Raw genomic sequence first — 17,271 nt, forward strand, 5'->3', positions numbered from 1 at the left:
GGAGAACGCTGTTATCCGAGCGGATATCCCTCTTCGGGATCGGTGACTTCGCAGCCGTTGATTGCCAGAGTGTAGCCGCTGTCATTGGACGCTTTTGAGACCGAAATGCGGTATTTCCCGCCGCCTTGCTCCACCTCTGCCGCAAAACCGTCCCATTCCGACGGGAGCGACGGGCGCACATAGAGCCGACCATCCTTCAGCCGGATACCGAGGATGCCCTCGACGGCGGCGCGGTAGAGCCAGCCGGCTGACCCGGTATACCAGGTCCAGCCGCCGCGTGACGTATAAGGCTCGTTTCCGTAGACGTCGGCCGCCACGACATAGGGTTCGACGCGGTATTGCTCCGCTGAAGCCTTGTCGAGCGCATGGGTGATCGGATTGAGGATCTGGAAGCAGCGGAAGGCATCGTCGCCCCGCTTCAGCTCCGCCAGCGCCATCACCACCCAGGTCGCCGCATGGGTATATTGCCCGCCATTTTCACGCACACCCGGCGGATAGGCCTTGATATAGCCAGGATCCCTGGCAGAATTGACGAAAGGCGGCGTGAACAGCCGGATGATGCGGGCATCCTCGTCGACCAGTTGGTCGAGCACAGCCTCCATCGCCGTGACGGCGCGGTCCGGATCGCCCTCGCCCGACAGCACGCTCCAGGACTGCGCGATCGAATCGATCCGGCATTCCGGGCTTTCCCTGGAGCCAAGCAGTGCACCGTCGTCGAACGTGCCGCGGCGATAATAGCCGCCGTCCCAGGCCGCAGTTTCGAGCGCCTTCTTGAGCTCAGTAAGATGCGCCGCCCAGCGCTCCATGCGGGCCGTGTCGCCACGCTCTTCGGCATAGGGAATGAAGGAGCGCAATGCGCCCGCCAGAAACCAGCCGAGCCAGACGCTGGTGCCGCGCCCGCCGATGCCGACGCGGTTCATCCCGTCGTTCCAGTCGCCGCCGAGGAACAGCGGCAGGCCGTTTGCCCCCTTGCGAGCGATGGCAAGATCGAGCGCCAGCGCCGCGTGTTCGTAGACGCTCGCCTTGTCCTCGGAAATTTCCGGCTTGTAGAACGAGTCGTGCTGGCCTTCGAGCAGTGCTGGCCCTTCCAGGAAGGCGATCTCCTCATCGAGGACGTTTTTGTCGCCGGTGACGCTGCAATAGTGATGGATCGCGTAAGCGAGCCAGACGACGTCGTCGGAGATCAGCGTGCGCACGCCCGCACCCGTTCCCGGCAACCACCAATGCTGTACGTCGCCTTCACGGAATTGCCGCGAAGCGGCATTCAGGATCTGCCGGCGGGCAAGCGAGGGTTCGTGCAGCACGAAGGCCAGCGTGTCCTGCAGCTGGTCGCGGAAGCCGAAGGCGCCGCTTGCCTGGTAGAAGGCGGTGCGGGCCATGATGCGGCAGCCGAGGCTCTGATACGGCAGCCAGGTGTTGACGAGATTGTTCATCCCGCGATCCGGAGTCGATATCTGCAGCCTGCCGGTGAAATCCCGCCAGAAGGCGCGGTTTGCCTCGACGGTCTCGTCGAACGAAGCCTTGCGGATATCGGCGATAACAGTCCGCGCTTCTTCTTCCGTCGGGGTATCGCCGAGGAAGAAGGTGAAGTCGCGCTCCTCGCCGGCGCCGAGCTCGATGTCGATAGCAAGCGCCGCGGCCGGATCACCGTCGAGTTCGGTCGCGCCGGAAAGGGCGGCGGCGGAAATGACGGCCTGCGGTGCCTGGATCGTCCCCGCCTTGCCGATGAATTCGCGCCGGCTTGCCGAGAAACTCGAAAGCGTCTCGCTCGCCGCGAAGAAGGCAGTACGGTTGGAAAAATCGATGCTGTAGGGATTGGTGGCAAATAGCGCCCCCGTCTCCTCATCATGGCTCGACAGGATGAAAGGCACCGTGCGTCCCGGATTGCTGCCGAGGATCCATTCGACATAGCCGTAGAGACGCAGCTTGCGACTGGTCGAACCGGTGTTGCGCAGGCGCAGGCGTTGCAGTTTCACCGGCTTTTCGCGGTCGATCGTCTGCGTCAGCTCGAGCGCGATATCGTGCTGAACGCTGGAGAAGACGGAATAGCCGAGCCCGTGGCGGGCTTCGAAACGGATGTCCGGACGGCGGGAAAGCGCTGCGAACGGCGTCATGACAGCACCGCTGTCCAGATCGGTGAGATAGAACGCCTCGCCCGAACGGTTGACCACTGCATCGTTCGACCAGGAGGTCAGCTGATAGTCGCGCGAATTGACGCTCCAGGTGAAGCCCGAGCCCTCGGCCGACACGTGGAAGCCGAAGCTGTCGTTGGAAATGACATTGATCCAGGGCTGCGGCGTCGCATGACCTCCAGGCAGCCGAACGACATATTCGCGTCCGTCGCGGGCAAAGCCGCCGATGCCGTTCCAGAAGTCGAGATCGCCTTCCTCCTCGATGACGACGGCGGGCACGACAGGTGGCGGCACCGGCGCAATACGCTTGACGGGGGCCTTGTTGCGCTCGGCCCGTTCCATCTCCTGCAGTTCCTCCTTCGAGGGTGCAAACAGCGCGACGGCGCGGTTGATCTCGTCGACCACCTTGCCGTTCTTGGTGTGCAGCGTGACGCGGGAAGCCGCGATCAGCGCATGATAAGTGGCTTCCTCCATCAGGTCCTTGCGAACCGCAAAGATATGCTGGCGCAACCCGTCGGCCTGGCCCATGCGACGTACGTTTTCGCACATGGCGTCAAGCGCATGCTGCATGTCCTGCGCATAGGACGAAGCGCGTTCGTTCATGATGACGAGATCGGCGGTGACGCCGCGCGAGCGCAGATATTCCTGCGCCAGCAGCGCCTCGCGGGCGATGTCGAGATCCATGTCGTCGTTAATGCGCAGCGTGAAGATCGGGAAGTCGCCGGAGATTGCCAGCGGCCAGAGCGCCGATTGCGACTGCAGGCCGGCCTCGACGGTCGCCTCGTCCTTGCGCAGTTGCATATCAGGATAGACGAGATAGCGTCCAAGATGCTGGAAGGCCGCCGCCTGCTGGGAGGTGACGCCGACATGGCGCATCTGCACCTGCGTGCGTGTCCAGGCCTGGACGAGCTCGTGGGTGAAGGCGTCGGGATGACGGTAGCGATTGACCGCCTTGTCGACTTCCTCGCGGCTTGGCGCCGCAATCGTCCAGAAGATCACGCTGACTTTCTTGCCGGCCGGTACGCGGACGGTGCGACGCAGCGACATCACGGCATCGAGCATGAAGCCGTCGCTGCCGGAAAGCGTAGCGCCCGGGTCGAAGGCGGCCGCATCGGCAAGACTGCGGCCACGGCCGATGAACTTGCGCCGGTCGGTCTCGAATTCGGTATGGCGGGTGTCGCCGGCATTGTCGACGATCAGATGTGCGATGCTGATGTTCGGCTCGTTCGGATCGCGCTTGTTGCGTTCGGCACGGATGACGTCGCCGCGCTTGCCGATCTCTGTCTTGACGAACATGCGGGCAAATGCCGGATGCGCATTGTCGGTATCGTCGGAGGTGATCACCGGCTCGAGATAGGAGGTGACCTCGATGAAACGGTCTTCCGTGCCCATGTTGAGCAGCGTAACACGACGGGCCTCGGCATCATGCTCGGTGGCGACGATGCACTCCACCTCGCTTGTGAGGTCGCCGACAATCTTGGTGAACTGCGCCTTCTCGTCGGCGAATTCGACCATGGTCTTTTCGCCTTCGACGCCCTTCGGCTCTGATGTCGCCGACCACCATTCGTTGGTGGCGGTATCACGCAGGAAGATGAAACTGCCCCAGCGGTCTTCAGTCGGATCAGGCTTCCAACGGGAAACGGAAAGATTGTTCCAGCGGGAATAACCGGCGCCCGTCGCCGTCAGCATCACCGAATAATGGCCGTTCGACAGGAAGACGAGTTCGCGGTCGCGCGAAGCCGGATCGCTGATCTTCCTGAGTTCCGGCCGCAGGAGATCGTCCTGGATGCTGGCGGGCGTATCGGATTCGTGCTTGCCGCTCATGACGGGAATGTCGCGCGGCGCCTTTTCCTGCAGCAGCAGTTCCGCCGCCTCGATGACAGGATCGGCGTGGAAGAGTTCGCGCAGATGACCGTTGAAGGCGACATTGGCAACCGCCGCGATCGACATGCCGTGATGGTGGGCATAATAATTGTAGACCACCGCGCATTTCTTGCCTTCCGGCACGCGCGTCGGCGTGAAGTCGACGGCGTCGTGGAAGCCGAACTTGCCGAGTGCGCCGAGCTTGCGCAGCCTCTGCAGGTTTTCCAGCGCAGCCGGCGGATCGTATTGGCTGGCAAGCAGCGAGGCATAGGGCGCGATAACGGCATTGTGGCCGAGACCGCGCTTCAGGCCGAGCGTCGGCACGCCGAAATTCGTGTACTGATAATTGAGGTTATGGTCGCGGGCATTGAAGGCAGCTTCCGAAATGCCCCAGGGAATACCGAGCTTGCGGGCGTAATTCATCTGCTCGACGACGACCAGATTGTTGGTCTGGTTGAGAATACCCCCGCCGCGCTCCTGCATGACGAGCGGCGGCATCAGATATTCGAACATCGAGCCGGACCAGGACACCAGCGCACCGCGCGAGCCGACGGGCACGACCTGGCGGCCGAGGCGGTACCAGTGTTCCGTCGGCAGGTCGCCCTTGGCGATGCCGAAGAGGCTGGTCAGGCGGCATTCCGAGGCGAGAAGGTCATAGCAGGCCTGATCGAGTTCACCGCTTTCGACGCGATAGCCGATCGACAGCAGACGCCGCTCCGGCCGGAACAGGAAGCCGAAATCCATCGAGAAGGCGAGGTCGCGCGCCTTGTCGCGCAGCGCCACCAGACGCGGCCTCAGTGCATCGACTTTGGAAAGGTCGAAGGTGCTGTCGGAAATATGCGCCTCGCAGACCTTCACCAGCGATGCCGCCCATTGGGTGACCTCTTCGCTCTGCTTCGACTTGACCTCATGGTCGAGATTGGCGGCGAGCTTCTCGATATCGCGCGCGAGAACCGCGAGGTTGATGATGCGGATCGAGGCAAATTCGTGCTCGCGCTTGACGGCGGCAAGCGCGTTCTGGAAGCCGACGATGCGCTCCTCCAGGCGCCGGCGCAGCGGGCGCACGGTCTTGCGGTCATCGGGCAGGTCCGCCAGCACTTCGCGGAGAATGCCGGCCGTGTCGCCGACGCCGTCGAGATTGCCCTGCATATGAGCGGACGGCGCCTCGGCCCAGTTGCGGCAGGCCGACGAAATGGCGATCAGATGGCCGGCGAGATTGCCGCTGTCGACGGCAGAGACGTAACGGGGCCCAAGCGTCTGCAGCGTATCGGTGTGGTACCAGTTGAACAGGTGACCGCGGAATTTCTCCATTTTGTCGATCGTCGCGATCGTCTGCTCCAGCCGCTCGAGCGTCTCCTCGAAGGAGAACCAGCCGAAATGCCGGCCGGAAACGACGGAAAGCAGATAGACGCCGATATTGGTCGGCGAGGTGCGCGCCGCGACGATCACATGCGGCGTTTCCTGGATATTGTCAGGCGGCAGATAGTTCTGCTCGGCGGTCGTGAAAGTTTCGAAATAACGCCAAGTGCGCCGGGCGATCTTGCGCAGTTCGCTCGACACGGAATCGGCGACCTCGAGCCGGTCCTCGGTCTCCGCCGACTGGCTGACATACCAGGCGACAACAGGCGACAGGATCCACAGCAGCGCGAAGGGAATGCCGACGAGGAAGGCGTTGTCGCCGGGAAGAGCGGCAAAACCGAGCGCCAGCAGCGCCAGCGCCGGTGCATGCCACATCGCCTTGTAATAGGAAATCAGCGTGCCCTGGCCGCCGGCCTGAACGCTGGCGGCGGTCCGCCACTGCAGCATCAGCTTGCGGCTGACGAACAGGCGGTAGAGCGACCGGCCGATCGCATCCGCCATCATGCAAGCCGAATCGGCGATGAAGACGATGCGCAGCGCAACCTGCGCATTGGCAGCCGTGATATCGGCCCAGACCGTATAGAGATGGGCGCGGGCGATGATATCGCTGGTGCGCGGGATGATGCCGTTGATGAGCGATAGCGTCGGCGCGACGAAGAGGCAGAAGATCAGCAGAATCTGCCAGATGAGCGCGCCGAGCGGACCCATGAAATACCAGCCGAGCACGGAGGCGAAGAACCAGGCGATCGGCGTCAGCGAGCGGCGCAGATTGTCGGACATCTTCCAGCGGCCGAGTGCCGTGACGCCATATTTTGGATTGAACATGTAGGGGAGAAGCTGCCAGTCGCCGCGCGCCCAGCGATGCTGGCGCGAGGTTTCCACCTCGTAGCGGATCGGGAAATCCTCCACCAGTTCGAGATCGGTAACGAGCGCGCAACGCGCCATCGAGCCTTCGAGAAGATCGTGGCTGAGCACGGAGTTCTCGTCAATCCGGCCCTTCAGCGACGCTTCGAAGGCATCGACATGGTAAAGGCCCTTGCCGGTGAAGGTGCCTTCGCCGGCGAGATCCTGATAGACGTCGGATACGGTGAAAACGTAAGGATCGAGGCCGCGGTTGATCGAAAAGACGCGCTGGAAGACCGACGCGTCCTTGCCCGTCGTCAGCGACGGGGTGACGCGCGGCTGCAGCACGCCGTAGCCGCTTTCGACACGGCCGGTTTTCGGATTAATCACCGGACGGTTGATCGGATGATAGAGCTTGCCGACGAGCTTGGTGACGGCATCGCGCATCAGGCGCGTATCGGCATCGAGCGTCATGACATATTGTACATTGGCTGGCACGGTATTGGCGCCCGGCAGGTAGGTCGTGTCGCGGTCGCCGCGCAGAAGCATGTTCAGCTCGTGCAGCTTGCCGCGCTTGCGCTCCCAGCCCATCCAGACGCCTTCCGAGGGATTATAGAGGCGGCGGCGATGCAGCAGATAGAAACGCGTCTTGCCGTCATAGGCATAACGGGCGGAGAGATTGGCGATCTCGCGCCTGGCATAATCGAGAACCTCGAGATCGGCAGGCGTTTCTTCGACCTCGCTGTCCGGCCAGTCGCTGAGCATCGCGAAATAAATCTCGCCGCGCGGATTGGCGAGATAATGGACCTCGAGATTGCGCACGTGGTCGTCGACGCTGTCGCGGTTCGAGATCAGGCAGGGCACGACGAGCAGCGTGCGCGCATCTTCTGGAATGCCGTCCTTGAACTCGTAGCCGACGAGGCGCGCCGGTGTCACGAAGAAGGAAAGCAAGGTGTTGAAGAGACCCGTCGCCCCCTCCGACGCCGGCACTGAGAACATGATCAGCAGCAGGGCGATTTCGACCGCCCCCATGCCGGCATTCGCCATGAACTTGCCGACGATTGCCATGGCGATGACCGTCAGCAGCATGACGGGCACGGCAATCGCCAGCCAGTTGAACCGGCGAACGGCGCGCACGAAATGCTGGGTGACCGTCGGACGATAGTTCGCCCGCGCCTCGAGCTTCGGCCGCTGCGCGCCTGACAGGAAGCCGCCGACATTCGGTTCATGCGGCTGCGGCTCGTCGGAGGCTTTGGCGGCATCGGTCATGTCGAGCGCCAGCTGGGCGATTTCCATTTCCGACAGCGGCGAGCGCTTGGCCAGCTTCTCGATCTGCTTGCGATATTTGTTGCGCGAGCCGGAATCGAGGATGCCGTAATCCGAATGCTCCCAGAGCAGCTTGTCGACATGGCTGACCTGCTCGACCCAGACCGACCATTCGGCATCATCGATCTCGCGAAGGCTGCGGATGATGTTGCCCATCGTCACATTGCCGGACGAGAGCCGGCTGTGTTCGGCCGTCGTCGCCTCTTCGGTGTTGCGGCCGAGCTCTTCCAGCCGCTCGTCGAGCCAGGTGATCGCCAGGCTCGACGTCTGCGAGCCGTCGCGCAGGCGATAGAGGAACTGCGTCGAGAAGGTATTGTCCTCGGCAAGCGGTTCCAGCGTCTTCAGATAGGCGGCCGCCCCGGCCGGGTCGGTCAGGCGCACCAATTCGTCGGCCGCCTCGTTGGCGCGGCGGCGCAGCCGGCGGCTGGCTTCGACACGGCTCGAAATGCGGCGAAGGTTTTCCACGAGCACGTAGCGCACCAGAGAGGGCAACGCCCAGAGTTCGCCGATCCTGAGCGTCTCGCTAGCCTGGAAGCCGTCGACCAGCGCCGTCAGACTTTCCTGCGAGATCGTGCTGTGGGTATGAGCGACATAGAGCCAGGCAAGCACGAGGGTGCGCGGTACCTCGACGCCGCCGACGACCATGGTCGGCAATTCGCGGTAGAAGCGGCGGGGGAAGTCGCGCCGCACCTCCTGGATCGCCTCTTCGACGATATAGTGATTGTCCAGCAGCCATTCTGCCGCCGGCGTGATCGTCTCGCCGGCCTCGACGTCGGTCGCCGTTGTCCGGTAGACGCGCAGGATTTCCTTCTCGTTTTCCTTATGGCGCGCGAAGAAATCGAAGGGGGCGAAAGCCGGCAGCTGGTCGACGCCGTTGCGGGCGACCGCATCGCCCATCGCCTTGATGTCTTCGATCGACAGATAGGTCGAACGGATCGAACCATTGTGATCGATCTGCTTCATATCGGGTTCGCGCGGAAGGCTCGGAGAAAGATGAGAAATAGACATGGGTTCGGTTCTGGATCCAAACGAAGTTATGGCTGTTTTGCTCAGCCTTTTGCACTGCTTATCATGACTGCTACATGAACGGAGCCCTATTCTTCAAAGATCGATGAAGCCGGGGTGAACGACACTCGGGCCAAGCGATGCAAACGGGCCAAGCCCTGGTTCAGGACGTGGCCCGAGGGGATCGAGACCATCGATACCCTCTCCGCGAAAGCTATGTCGGAAATTTGGACACTATCGGGATAATTCAAGTCAAGAGGCGTTCGCCACTCGCCCGGCGGGCTAGCGTGGGCGGTCGGAATGACGAAAGTGCCGGCACCTGGTCCCGGCGATCAACGGCTTCGATTTCAGAAAAAGGAAAGAAGAATCGCCGGATCATGCGCCTGCCGGCGAATTGGGCCGGCTTGCGCGCCACGCATGAGCAAGTTCGCCGTGGCGCGCTTTGGATGGCGTGAAAAAGTACAGAAGAATGATGATGAAGAGTCTCGGAAAACCGAGACAAATTAATGTTCCGGAATTCAATAAAGGCGGAAACCGCCGCAGCGCCGGCACCTGCCGACGCTAGTCATCCGCCGGATTACCCGACGACGCCGCAAACCATGGCTACGACGAACAGGAATGCTGCGGTGAAGATCGCGCCATGGAGCATCGTCTGAAGCCTGTGGCGCGTGGTGAGCGGCTTCTTGGTCGGTACGGAACCATATTGGTTCACGTGAGCATGCGAAATACCCAAATCTGCCATATGTCGCCTCCGTTGTTCTCGTTCGGCCGGTTGTGCGGCTCGCGCTTATATTCGTATTTTGTCTATCAAAGGTAGAGATAAATTTCCGTCCAGGGCGAACGAAAGAGAAAATTCAACCAGACCTTTTAGCAGAGCGTGCGCCATGCCCAGATCAACGAGCGCTCGACAGCGTTCTCGGTCTGGGGCGGGTTGGAGGAAGTCTCGATCAGCCGACGGTCCTTTTCCGCAGGAATGGATGCCGAAATCTGTTCCCGGCAATCGGCTTTAACAGGAGGATCGAGGTAACCCATGGTCATCCCACCGAGAAAGAACATGCAATCAACCTCCATCGATCACGAAAGCTAACAAACGTTAACAGGATCATGACAGAAGCAAGGCAGCTGTCAATAGTCTAGTTGAATGGTCGTCTTTTAGGAAACCATTATCCTTAACACCGCCGCCGGTCTTTTCTTTTCAAAGGTTTGAAAAGATTGGCTTTCACGCTTTGACGAAACCCTTGCTCGCGATCATCAAATTTCTCGTATAGTCCTCGTGAACCGCGCCTTCTGCCAGTGCCTGTGAGCTCAGCCGCTCGACGACGGCGCCGTTGCGCATCACGGCGAGCCTTTCACACATATGGGTGACGACACCGAGATCATGGCTCACCATAACAAAGGTAAGCTTGCGGTCGCGTCGGATCTCTTCCAGCAGGTTCAGCACCTCGGCCTGCACCGAGGCGTCGAGCGCCGATGTCGGCTCGTCGAGCAGCAGGATCGACGGTTCCACGATCAGCGCCCGGGCGATCGCCACGCGTTGGCGCTGGCCGCCGGAGAGCTGGTGCGGGTAGCGGAAACGGAAACCATTGCCGAGGCCGACCTCGTCGAGCGCTCGGGCGATGCGCTTCTCGCTGTCGGCGATGCCGTGGATTGCAAGCGGTTCGAGCAGAAGCCGATCGATCGTCTGGCGCGGATGTAGCGACCCGTAAGGATCCTGAAAGACCATTTGCACGCGCCGGTAGAAGGCCTTGCTGCGCTTCGAACCTTTCAGCGGCTCACCATCGATGTTGATCGCCCCGCCGCTGATCGGTGCAAGTCCGGCAACGGCTCGCAGCAAGGTCGATTTTCCCGAGCCGGACTCGCCGACAAGACCAAAGGATTCGCCGCTTTCGATGGCGATACTGACATCCTTCAGCGCATGAAAATGGTCGTAGACGACGCTGAGATCGTCGATATCGAGAGCTGCGCTCATGCCGCCCACTCCGGCTTGCGGTCGAGCACCGGCAGCGGATGGCGGTTTGCACCGATCTCGGGCATGCAGTTCAGGAGCCCCTGCGTATAGGGATGCTGCGCATGTTTGAGATCGGCCGCCGCCAGCTCCTCGACGACCTTGCCGGCATACATGACGATGACGCGGTCGCAGAAGGACGAGACCAGCCTCAGATCATGGGAGACGAAAATCAGCCCCATGCCGCGCTCGGACACCAGCCTGTCCATGATCCGCAGCACGTCGAGTTGCACCGTCACGTCAAGCGCCGAGGTCGGCTCGTCGGCAATCAGCAGTTCAGGCCCGGCAATCAGCATCATGGCGATCATCGCCCGCTGCCCCATGCCGCCCGAGACCTCGTGCGGATGCAGGTCGAAGACACGTTTCGGATCGCGGATCTGCACCGCTTCCAGCATGGCGAGCGCGCGCTCGCGCGCCTCCGCCTTGCCGACCTTCTCATGCGTGCGCAGCGTTTCGCAGATCTGCCGTCCGATCGACATGACGGGATCGAGCGAATATTTCGGATCCTGCAGGATCATGGCGATACGCTTGCCGCGCAGCCTGCGCCTTTCGCCGGCAGACGCATTGATGAGATCGATGCCGTTGAAATTAAGCCTGTCGGCCGTAACGATACCGTGTTTCGGCGTCAGGCCCATGATTGCCCGTCCGGTTTGAGACTTGCCGGAACCGGATTCGCCGACGATTCCGAGCCTTTCCTTGCCGAGCGTGAAGGAGACGCCGCGCACGGCCTCGATCACGCCGGTGCGCGTGGGGTAGCTGACTTTGAGGTTATCGACCGTCAGAAGCGTCGTCATTGGCCGCTCTCCTTTGGATCGAGCGCGTCGCGCAAGCCGTCGCCGAGGAGATTGAAACCGAGGCTGACGATGAGGATGGCGATGCCGGGCATCGCTGCGACCCACCATTGATCGAGGATGAAGCGCCGTCCCGAGGCGATCATCGCACCCCATTCCGGCAGCGGCGGCTGCGCCCCCAGACCGAGGAAACCGAGACCGGCTGCCGTCAGGATGATGCCCGCCATGTCAAGCGTCACCCGCACGATCAGCGAGGAAATGCAGAGCGGCATGACATGACGCACAATAATGCGAAGCGGCGAGGCTCCCATCAGCCTCACCGCCGAAATATAGTCGGAACGCCGAACCGTCAGCGTCTCGGCGCGCGCGATGCGGGCATAGGGCGGCCAGGAGGTGATGGCGATGGCGATGATCGCGTTCTGGATGCCGGGACCGAGGGCTGCGACGAAGGCGAGCGCCAGCACCAGCTTCGGAAAGGCGAGGAAAATATCGGTGATGCGCATCAGCGTCGCATCCACCCAGCCTCCGGCATAACCGGAGACCGTGCCGACGATCAGCCCGACCGGCGCCGAGATGACGGCGACGAGCACGACGACGAGCAGCGTCAATCGCGATCCGTAGATCAGCCGCGAATAGATATCACGGCCCTGGTCATCCGAACCGAGCCAGAATTCCCCCGTGCCGGGCGGCAGCAGCCGAGCATTGCGCAGATCGCCGACAACGGGATTGTGCGTGGCGAGCACATCGGCAAAGGCGGCGATGAAAAGCAGCGCCACGATGATCAGCAGGCCGACGACGGCGAGCCTATTTGCCGTAAACTGCCGCCAGGTGACATAGGTGCGGCCGAGGCGGGCCTGCAGGCGCGATTGCGGCCGGTCGGAGAGCAGCCATTCGCGGCGGCTCATCGCAGGAGATGGGCTGGCATTGGCCGTCATCGGTTTCGCGTCCTCGGATCGAGCGTCCGGTAGAGAAGATCGGACAGAAGGTTGATGCCGATGAAGACCGTACCGATGACGATCGTGCCGCCGAGCACGGCGTTCATATCGGCGTTCTGCAGCGAATTGGTGATGTAGAGCCCGATGCCCGGCCAGGAAAAGACGGTCTCGGTCAGCACCGATCCTTCAAGCAGGCCGGCATAGGAAAGCGCAATCACGGTGACGAGCGGCACGGCGGCATTACGCAGCGCATGCCCCCAGATCACCCGCGTTTCCGAAAGCCCCTTGGCGCGCGCGGCAACGATATATTCCTGGGAAAGCTCGTTCAGCATGAAACTGCGCGTCATGCGGCTGATATAGGCGAGCGAGAAATAGCCGAGCAGCGAGGCAGGCAGGATGATGTGGCGGAAGACATCATAGAAGACGTCCCATTGCCCTTGCCAGGCGCTGTCGAGCAGGTAGAGGCCGGTGATCGGCGTGAACGTATATTCGAAGACGATGTCGATGCGGCCGGGAAAGGCCACCCAGCGCAGCCGCGCATAGAAGATGACGAGCGAGATCAGCGCCAGCCAGAAGATCGGCACCGAGTAGCCGACGAGGCCGACGACGCGCACCACCTGGTCGGCAATGCTGCCGCGGCGCACTGCGGCGAGAACGCCGAGCGGTACGCCGACGAGGGCGCCGATGAGCGTTCCGAGCGTTGCGAGCTCGATTGTCGCCGGCAGGACACGGCGGATATCGACCATGACAGGATTGGTCGTCAGCACCGAATTGCCGAAATCGCCGGACAGGATGCCTTTGATATAAAGGAAAAATTGCTGATAGAGCGGCAGGTTGAAGCCCATCTCCTGTCGTACCCGCTCGACGACGTGGTTGGGCGCGCGGTCGCCGAGAATGGCGAGCACGGGATCGATCGGCACGACGCGGCCGATGAAGAAGGTGACGGCCAGCAGGCCGAGATAGGTGGTGACGGCGGCAAACAGAAACCGCCCTAACGCCTTTGCAAAGGCCCTAGCACGGCCCTTTCGGGGCCGCGCCTCCTGCGTTGTTTCGACGGTGCTCAAGCGACCAATCCTGCCGGACTATTCCTTGGCGATCGGACCGACGAAATTGGTGTCGAAGCTCGGACCCAGCTTGAAGTCCTTCACACTCTTGCGGTAGCCGGCCACCTCGGTCTGCTGGAAGATGAAGACGAAGGGGCTGTTTGCCAGATACTTCTTCTGGATGTCCTGATATATGGCGGCGCGCTTGGCAGCGTCGCGTTCCAGAAGGGCTGCCTTGGCTTGCTTGTCGAGTTCCGGCGCTTCCCAGGTGTTGCGCCATGCGAGCGTCTTCACCGTGCCGGCATCGGAATTGTCAGGATTGCCGGTAAAGGTGTCGGCATTGGAATTCGGGTCGAAATAGTCCGAACCCCACTGGCCGATATACATGTCGTGCGTACGCGCGCGGTACTTGGTCAGCGTCTGCTTGCCGTCGCCGGGGATGATTTCCATCTTCACCCCGGCCTGCGCCAGCGTCTGCTGCATCGATTCGGCGATACCGGTCACCGGCTGGCTGTTGCGTACGTCCATGGTGATCGAGAAACCGTCGGGTACGCCGGCCTTGGCCAGCAGTTCCTTGGCCTTGGCGACATCGAGCTTGTAGGGATTCTCATCGAGTGCGCCGAGCTGACCCTTTGGCAGGAAGGTCTGATGGATCTCGCCGATACCCTTGATCAGCGTTGCGCTGATCGCATCGTAATCGACCAGATATTTGAAGGCTTCCTGGACTTCCGGCTTCTTCAGGTTCTCGTTCTTGTTGTTCAGGCTGACATAATAGATCGTGCCCTTCGGCGCACTGGTTGTCGCCAGATCCGCATTCTTCGAAACCGCGTCGATGTCGCCCGGCTCGAGGTTGCGGGCGATATCGATGTCGCCGGCTTCGAGCGCCAGCCGCTGGGCAGCGCTTTCCTTCATATAGCGGTAGATGACGCGGTTGAGCTTTGCCTTGTCACCATAATAATTGTCATTGCGCTCCAGCACGACGACTTCGTTGGCGCGCCATTCGCGCATCTTATAGGCGCCGGAGCCGGCATAGCCGGTCTTCAGCCATTCATTGCCGAAGTCGTTGTCGTATTTGTGGTCGGCATCGGGCGCCACCGCCTTCACATGCTCCAGCACCAGCTTCTTGTCGACGACGGAAGCGACGGTTGCCGTCAGGCAGTTGAGCACGAAGCTCGGCGCATAGGCCTTGTCGACCGTGAAGACGAAAGTGCCGGCATCGGCCGCCTTGGCTTTTTCCGCGACGTTATCGCCGGTCAGACCGAACTGGGTGAGGATGAAGGCTGGGCTCTTGTCGAGCTTGACGGCACGCTCGAACGACCAGGCGACGTCTTCGGCGGTGATCGGGTTGCCGGAGGCGAATTTCAGGCCTGACTTCAGCTTGAACGTATAGGTAAGGCCGTCATCGGAAACGCTCCAGCTCTCGGCCAGATCGCCCTTCACCTTGGACGTGTCGTCCATGTCGAGACGGACGAGCAGGCTGTAGCTGTTGGTGGTGATTTCGGCGGTCGAAAGCTCGAAAGCCTCACCCGGATCCATCGTGATGATATCGTCGATGGCGAAACCTTCGACCAGCGTATCCTTCGGTGTCTCGGCAAAGGCCGAGGGTGCCGCCATCATCAGGAGCGAAAGAGCGGCTCCCGCGGAAAGCAGGCGAAAATTGCGGCTGAGTTTGGTCATCATCATGGTCTGTTCCCCTGTTTTTTGATTGAATACGAAAGGCTTAGGCGTGGTCCTCCCGCCAAGCCTGGGCCAGAATGCGAAGCCAGTTTTCACGGGCAAGTTTTGCCAGGTCGGCGTCAGCATAGCCAACCTCTCTGAGAGCGGCAATCAGCTTCTGATTACCGGCTGCATCACCGATTTCCTCCGGAATGGTGGCCCCGTCGAAGTCCGATCCGAGCGCCACGCAGTCGATGCCGATGCGATTCACAAGATAGTCGATATGGCGGATCATGTCGGCAAGCGGCGTGTCGCTGTCTGAGCGGCCGTCGGCACGCAACATGGCGGTGGCATAGTTGATGCCGACGAGCCCGCGGCTTTCGCGGATCGCATCGAGCTGCCTGTCCGTCAGGTTGCGCGCGACCGGCGTCAGGGCGTGGGCATTGGAATGGCTGGCGACCAGCGGCTGGTCCGTCTTCTTCGCCACGTCCCAGAAACCCTTCTCGGTGATATGGGCAAGGTCGATCAGGATGCCGAGGCGATTGCATTCCCTGACCAGCGCGAAGCCGGCATCGGTAAGGCCCGGCGCCGTGTCCGGCGACATCGGGAAGGCGAAGGGCACGCCGTGACCGAAGACATTGTGCCGGCTCCAGACCGGCCCGAGCGACCGCAGCCCTGCCGCGTAGAACACCTCGAGCGCCGAGAGATCGGCGCCGATCGCCTCGCAGCCTTCCATATGCATGACGGCGGCGAAAATGTCGTCCGCCATGGCGCCGCGGATATCCTTCACCGTCCGGCAGAGCCGCCAGGCGCCGGCCTGGTCGAGCCGCAGCGCAATCGCCGCCATTTCATTGGCGATGGCAAGCGAAGGCAGCGGATCGAGAGGGGCCGCCATCGGCGTCATATAGCGGCCGTGGGCATCCGGATCGGCGAAGACGAGATCGCCCGAGGGAATATAGATGGCACAGAGGCCGCCTGAAAGACCGCCCTCTCTAGCCCGATGCGCATCGATATGGCCGACCGTCGTGCCGTCTGCGAATTCCGCGATCGGGTCGCTGCCGTCTTTTGAATGTGTCCAGAGTCGAAGGAGAACGTCGTTGTGACCGTCAAATACGAATTGCATCTGTCTTCCTGCGCTGCCCGGGCGGGCGAATGAAGCGGCAGAATAGAAAAGCTGACGGAATTCGCCACCTCTTTTTTCAGAAATCCGTCGATGCTGAAATGAAACGGGAGCCGAAGCTCCCGTAAAAAATCATTGCATGCCAGAAATCAGTGCTTGCGGCGTTTCTTCTGTCTGTAGACGTCGATGACGACAGCCGCGATGATAATGAGGCCCTTGACGATCTCCTGGTAATAGGCGTCGATCCTGAGGAACGTGAAGCCCGAGGTCATGACGCCGAGAATGATCGTGCCGATGACGGTGCCGGTGATGCGCCCGACACCGCCGGTGAGCGAGGTGCCGCCGATGACGGTCGCGGCGATCGCGTCGAGTTCATATCCGACGCCCATGCTGGCCTGTGCGGTTTCAGCACGTGCCGCCGTGACGATACCGGCAAGGCCGGCGAGCAATCCAGCAATCACATAGACCTTGACGAGATGCGCCTCGATGTTGATGCCGGAAACGCGTGCGGCCTGCGGGTTCGCGCCGATGGCATAGGTGAACTTTCCATAACGGGTGTAGCGCAGCGCAATATGAAAGATCAGCGCAACCACCAGGAAGACGACAACCGGCCAGGCTTTCGTTCCGATGAAATGAAACTGCTCGGTGATCCCGGAAACCGGCTGCCCCTTCGTATACCACTTCGCCACGCCCCTGGCCGAAACGAACATGCCAAGCGTGGCAATGAACGGCGGGATCTTCGTGTAGGCGATGAGCGCGCCGTTCGCGAGACCGGCCGCCGCCCCGATCAGCAGACCAACGACGATCGGCACGAAAGCCGGCAGGTCGGTCAGCGAGGGAAAAACGGCTCGTCCCCAGGTGGAGGACTGAGCAAAGCTTGTTGCGATCATCGCCGTCATGCCGACGACCGACCCTGATGAAAGGTCGATGCCGCCGGTGATGATGACCTGCGTGACGCCGACGGCGATGATGCCGATGACGGAGACCTGCAGGATCATGATCGTCAGACGCTGCGAATTCATCAGGAAGCTTTGGCCGATGAACATCCAGCCGAGCACTTCGTAGATGAGCGCGATGCCGACGAGCACGAGGAAAATGCTGAGCTCCGTCGGTATGCGCCGCCGCCTTTGCCGGGTTGCGAGCGGAGCCGCGCCCTCTGCTGCCTTGGTAGTCATGTCAAACCTCCCTTGGGC

Annotated in this window: 10 protein-coding genes; all 10 read right to left on the reverse strand. The window is 61.6% G+C overall.

What is annotated here, in order from left to right:
- Window positions 1-11 precede the first annotated feature (11 nt).
- On the reverse strand, window positions 12-8,531 hold the full coding sequence (locus AC25BC_RS21130; RefSeq protein WP_128438342.1) for a glycoside hydrolase family 94 protein: 8,520 nt from the start codon (window positions 8,529-8,531) through the stop codon (window positions 12-14).
- Between the two features lie 574 nt (window positions 8,532-9,105).
- Entirely contained in the window at window positions 9,106-9,270 is a 165-nt protein-coding gene (locus AC25BC_RS21135; protein WP_003543858.1) for a hypothetical protein, read from the reverse strand.
- 125 nt (window positions 9,271-9,395) lie between these two features.
- Complete coding sequence (locus AC25BC_RS21140) at window positions 9,396-9,584, reverse strand: hypothetical protein (protein ID WP_012759460.1); 189 nt, start codon at window positions 9,582-9,584, stop codon at window positions 9,396-9,398.
- 163 nt (window positions 9,585-9,747) lie between these two features.
- Entirely contained in the window at window positions 9,748-10,497 is a 750-nt protein-coding gene (locus tag AC25BC_RS21145) for an ABC transporter ATP-binding protein (protein ID WP_012759461.1), read from the reverse strand.
- Window positions 10,494-11,327, reverse strand: coding sequence for an ABC transporter ATP-binding protein (locus AC25BC_RS21150; RefSeq protein ID WP_012759462.1), 834 nt, complete (start codon window positions 11,325-11,327; stop codon window positions 10,494-10,496). Before AC25BC_RS21150 ends, AC25BC_RS21145 begins: the two co-directional genes overlap by 4 nt.
- On the reverse strand, window positions 11,324-12,259 hold the full coding sequence (locus AC25BC_RS21155; RefSeq protein ID WP_012759463.1) for an ABC transporter permease: 936 nt from the start codon (window positions 12,257-12,259) through the stop codon (window positions 11,324-11,326). The genes AC25BC_RS21150 and AC25BC_RS21155 overlap by 4 nt, the downstream gene beginning before the upstream one ends.
- Window positions 12,256-13,323 (reverse strand): ABC transporter permease, encoded by a 1,068-nt coding sequence (locus AC25BC_RS21160; protein WP_012759464.1) that lies wholly within the window; start codon window positions 13,321-13,323, stop codon window positions 12,256-12,258. Before AC25BC_RS21160 ends, AC25BC_RS21155 begins: the two co-directional genes overlap by 4 nt.
- An 18-nt stretch (window positions 13,324-13,341) precedes the next feature.
- Window positions 13,342-14,985, reverse strand: a complete 1,644-nt coding sequence (locus AC25BC_RS21165) for an ABC transporter substrate-binding protein (protein WP_012759465.1) — start codon at window positions 14,983-14,985, stop codon at window positions 13,342-13,344.
- A gap of 37 nt (window positions 14,986-15,022) precedes the next feature.
- Entirely contained in the window at window positions 15,023-16,081 is a 1,059-nt protein-coding gene (locus AC25BC_RS21170) for a dipeptidase (RefSeq protein ID WP_012759466.1), read from the reverse strand.
- A gap of 146 nt (window positions 16,082-16,227) precedes the next feature.
- Complete coding sequence (locus AC25BC_RS21175; RefSeq protein ID WP_012759467.1) at window positions 16,228-17,253, reverse strand: ABC transporter permease; 1,026 nt, start codon at window positions 17,251-17,253, stop codon at window positions 16,228-16,230.
- Window positions 17,254-17,271 lie beyond the last annotated feature (18 nt).

Source organism: Rhizobium sp. WSM409, assembly GCF_057653825.1.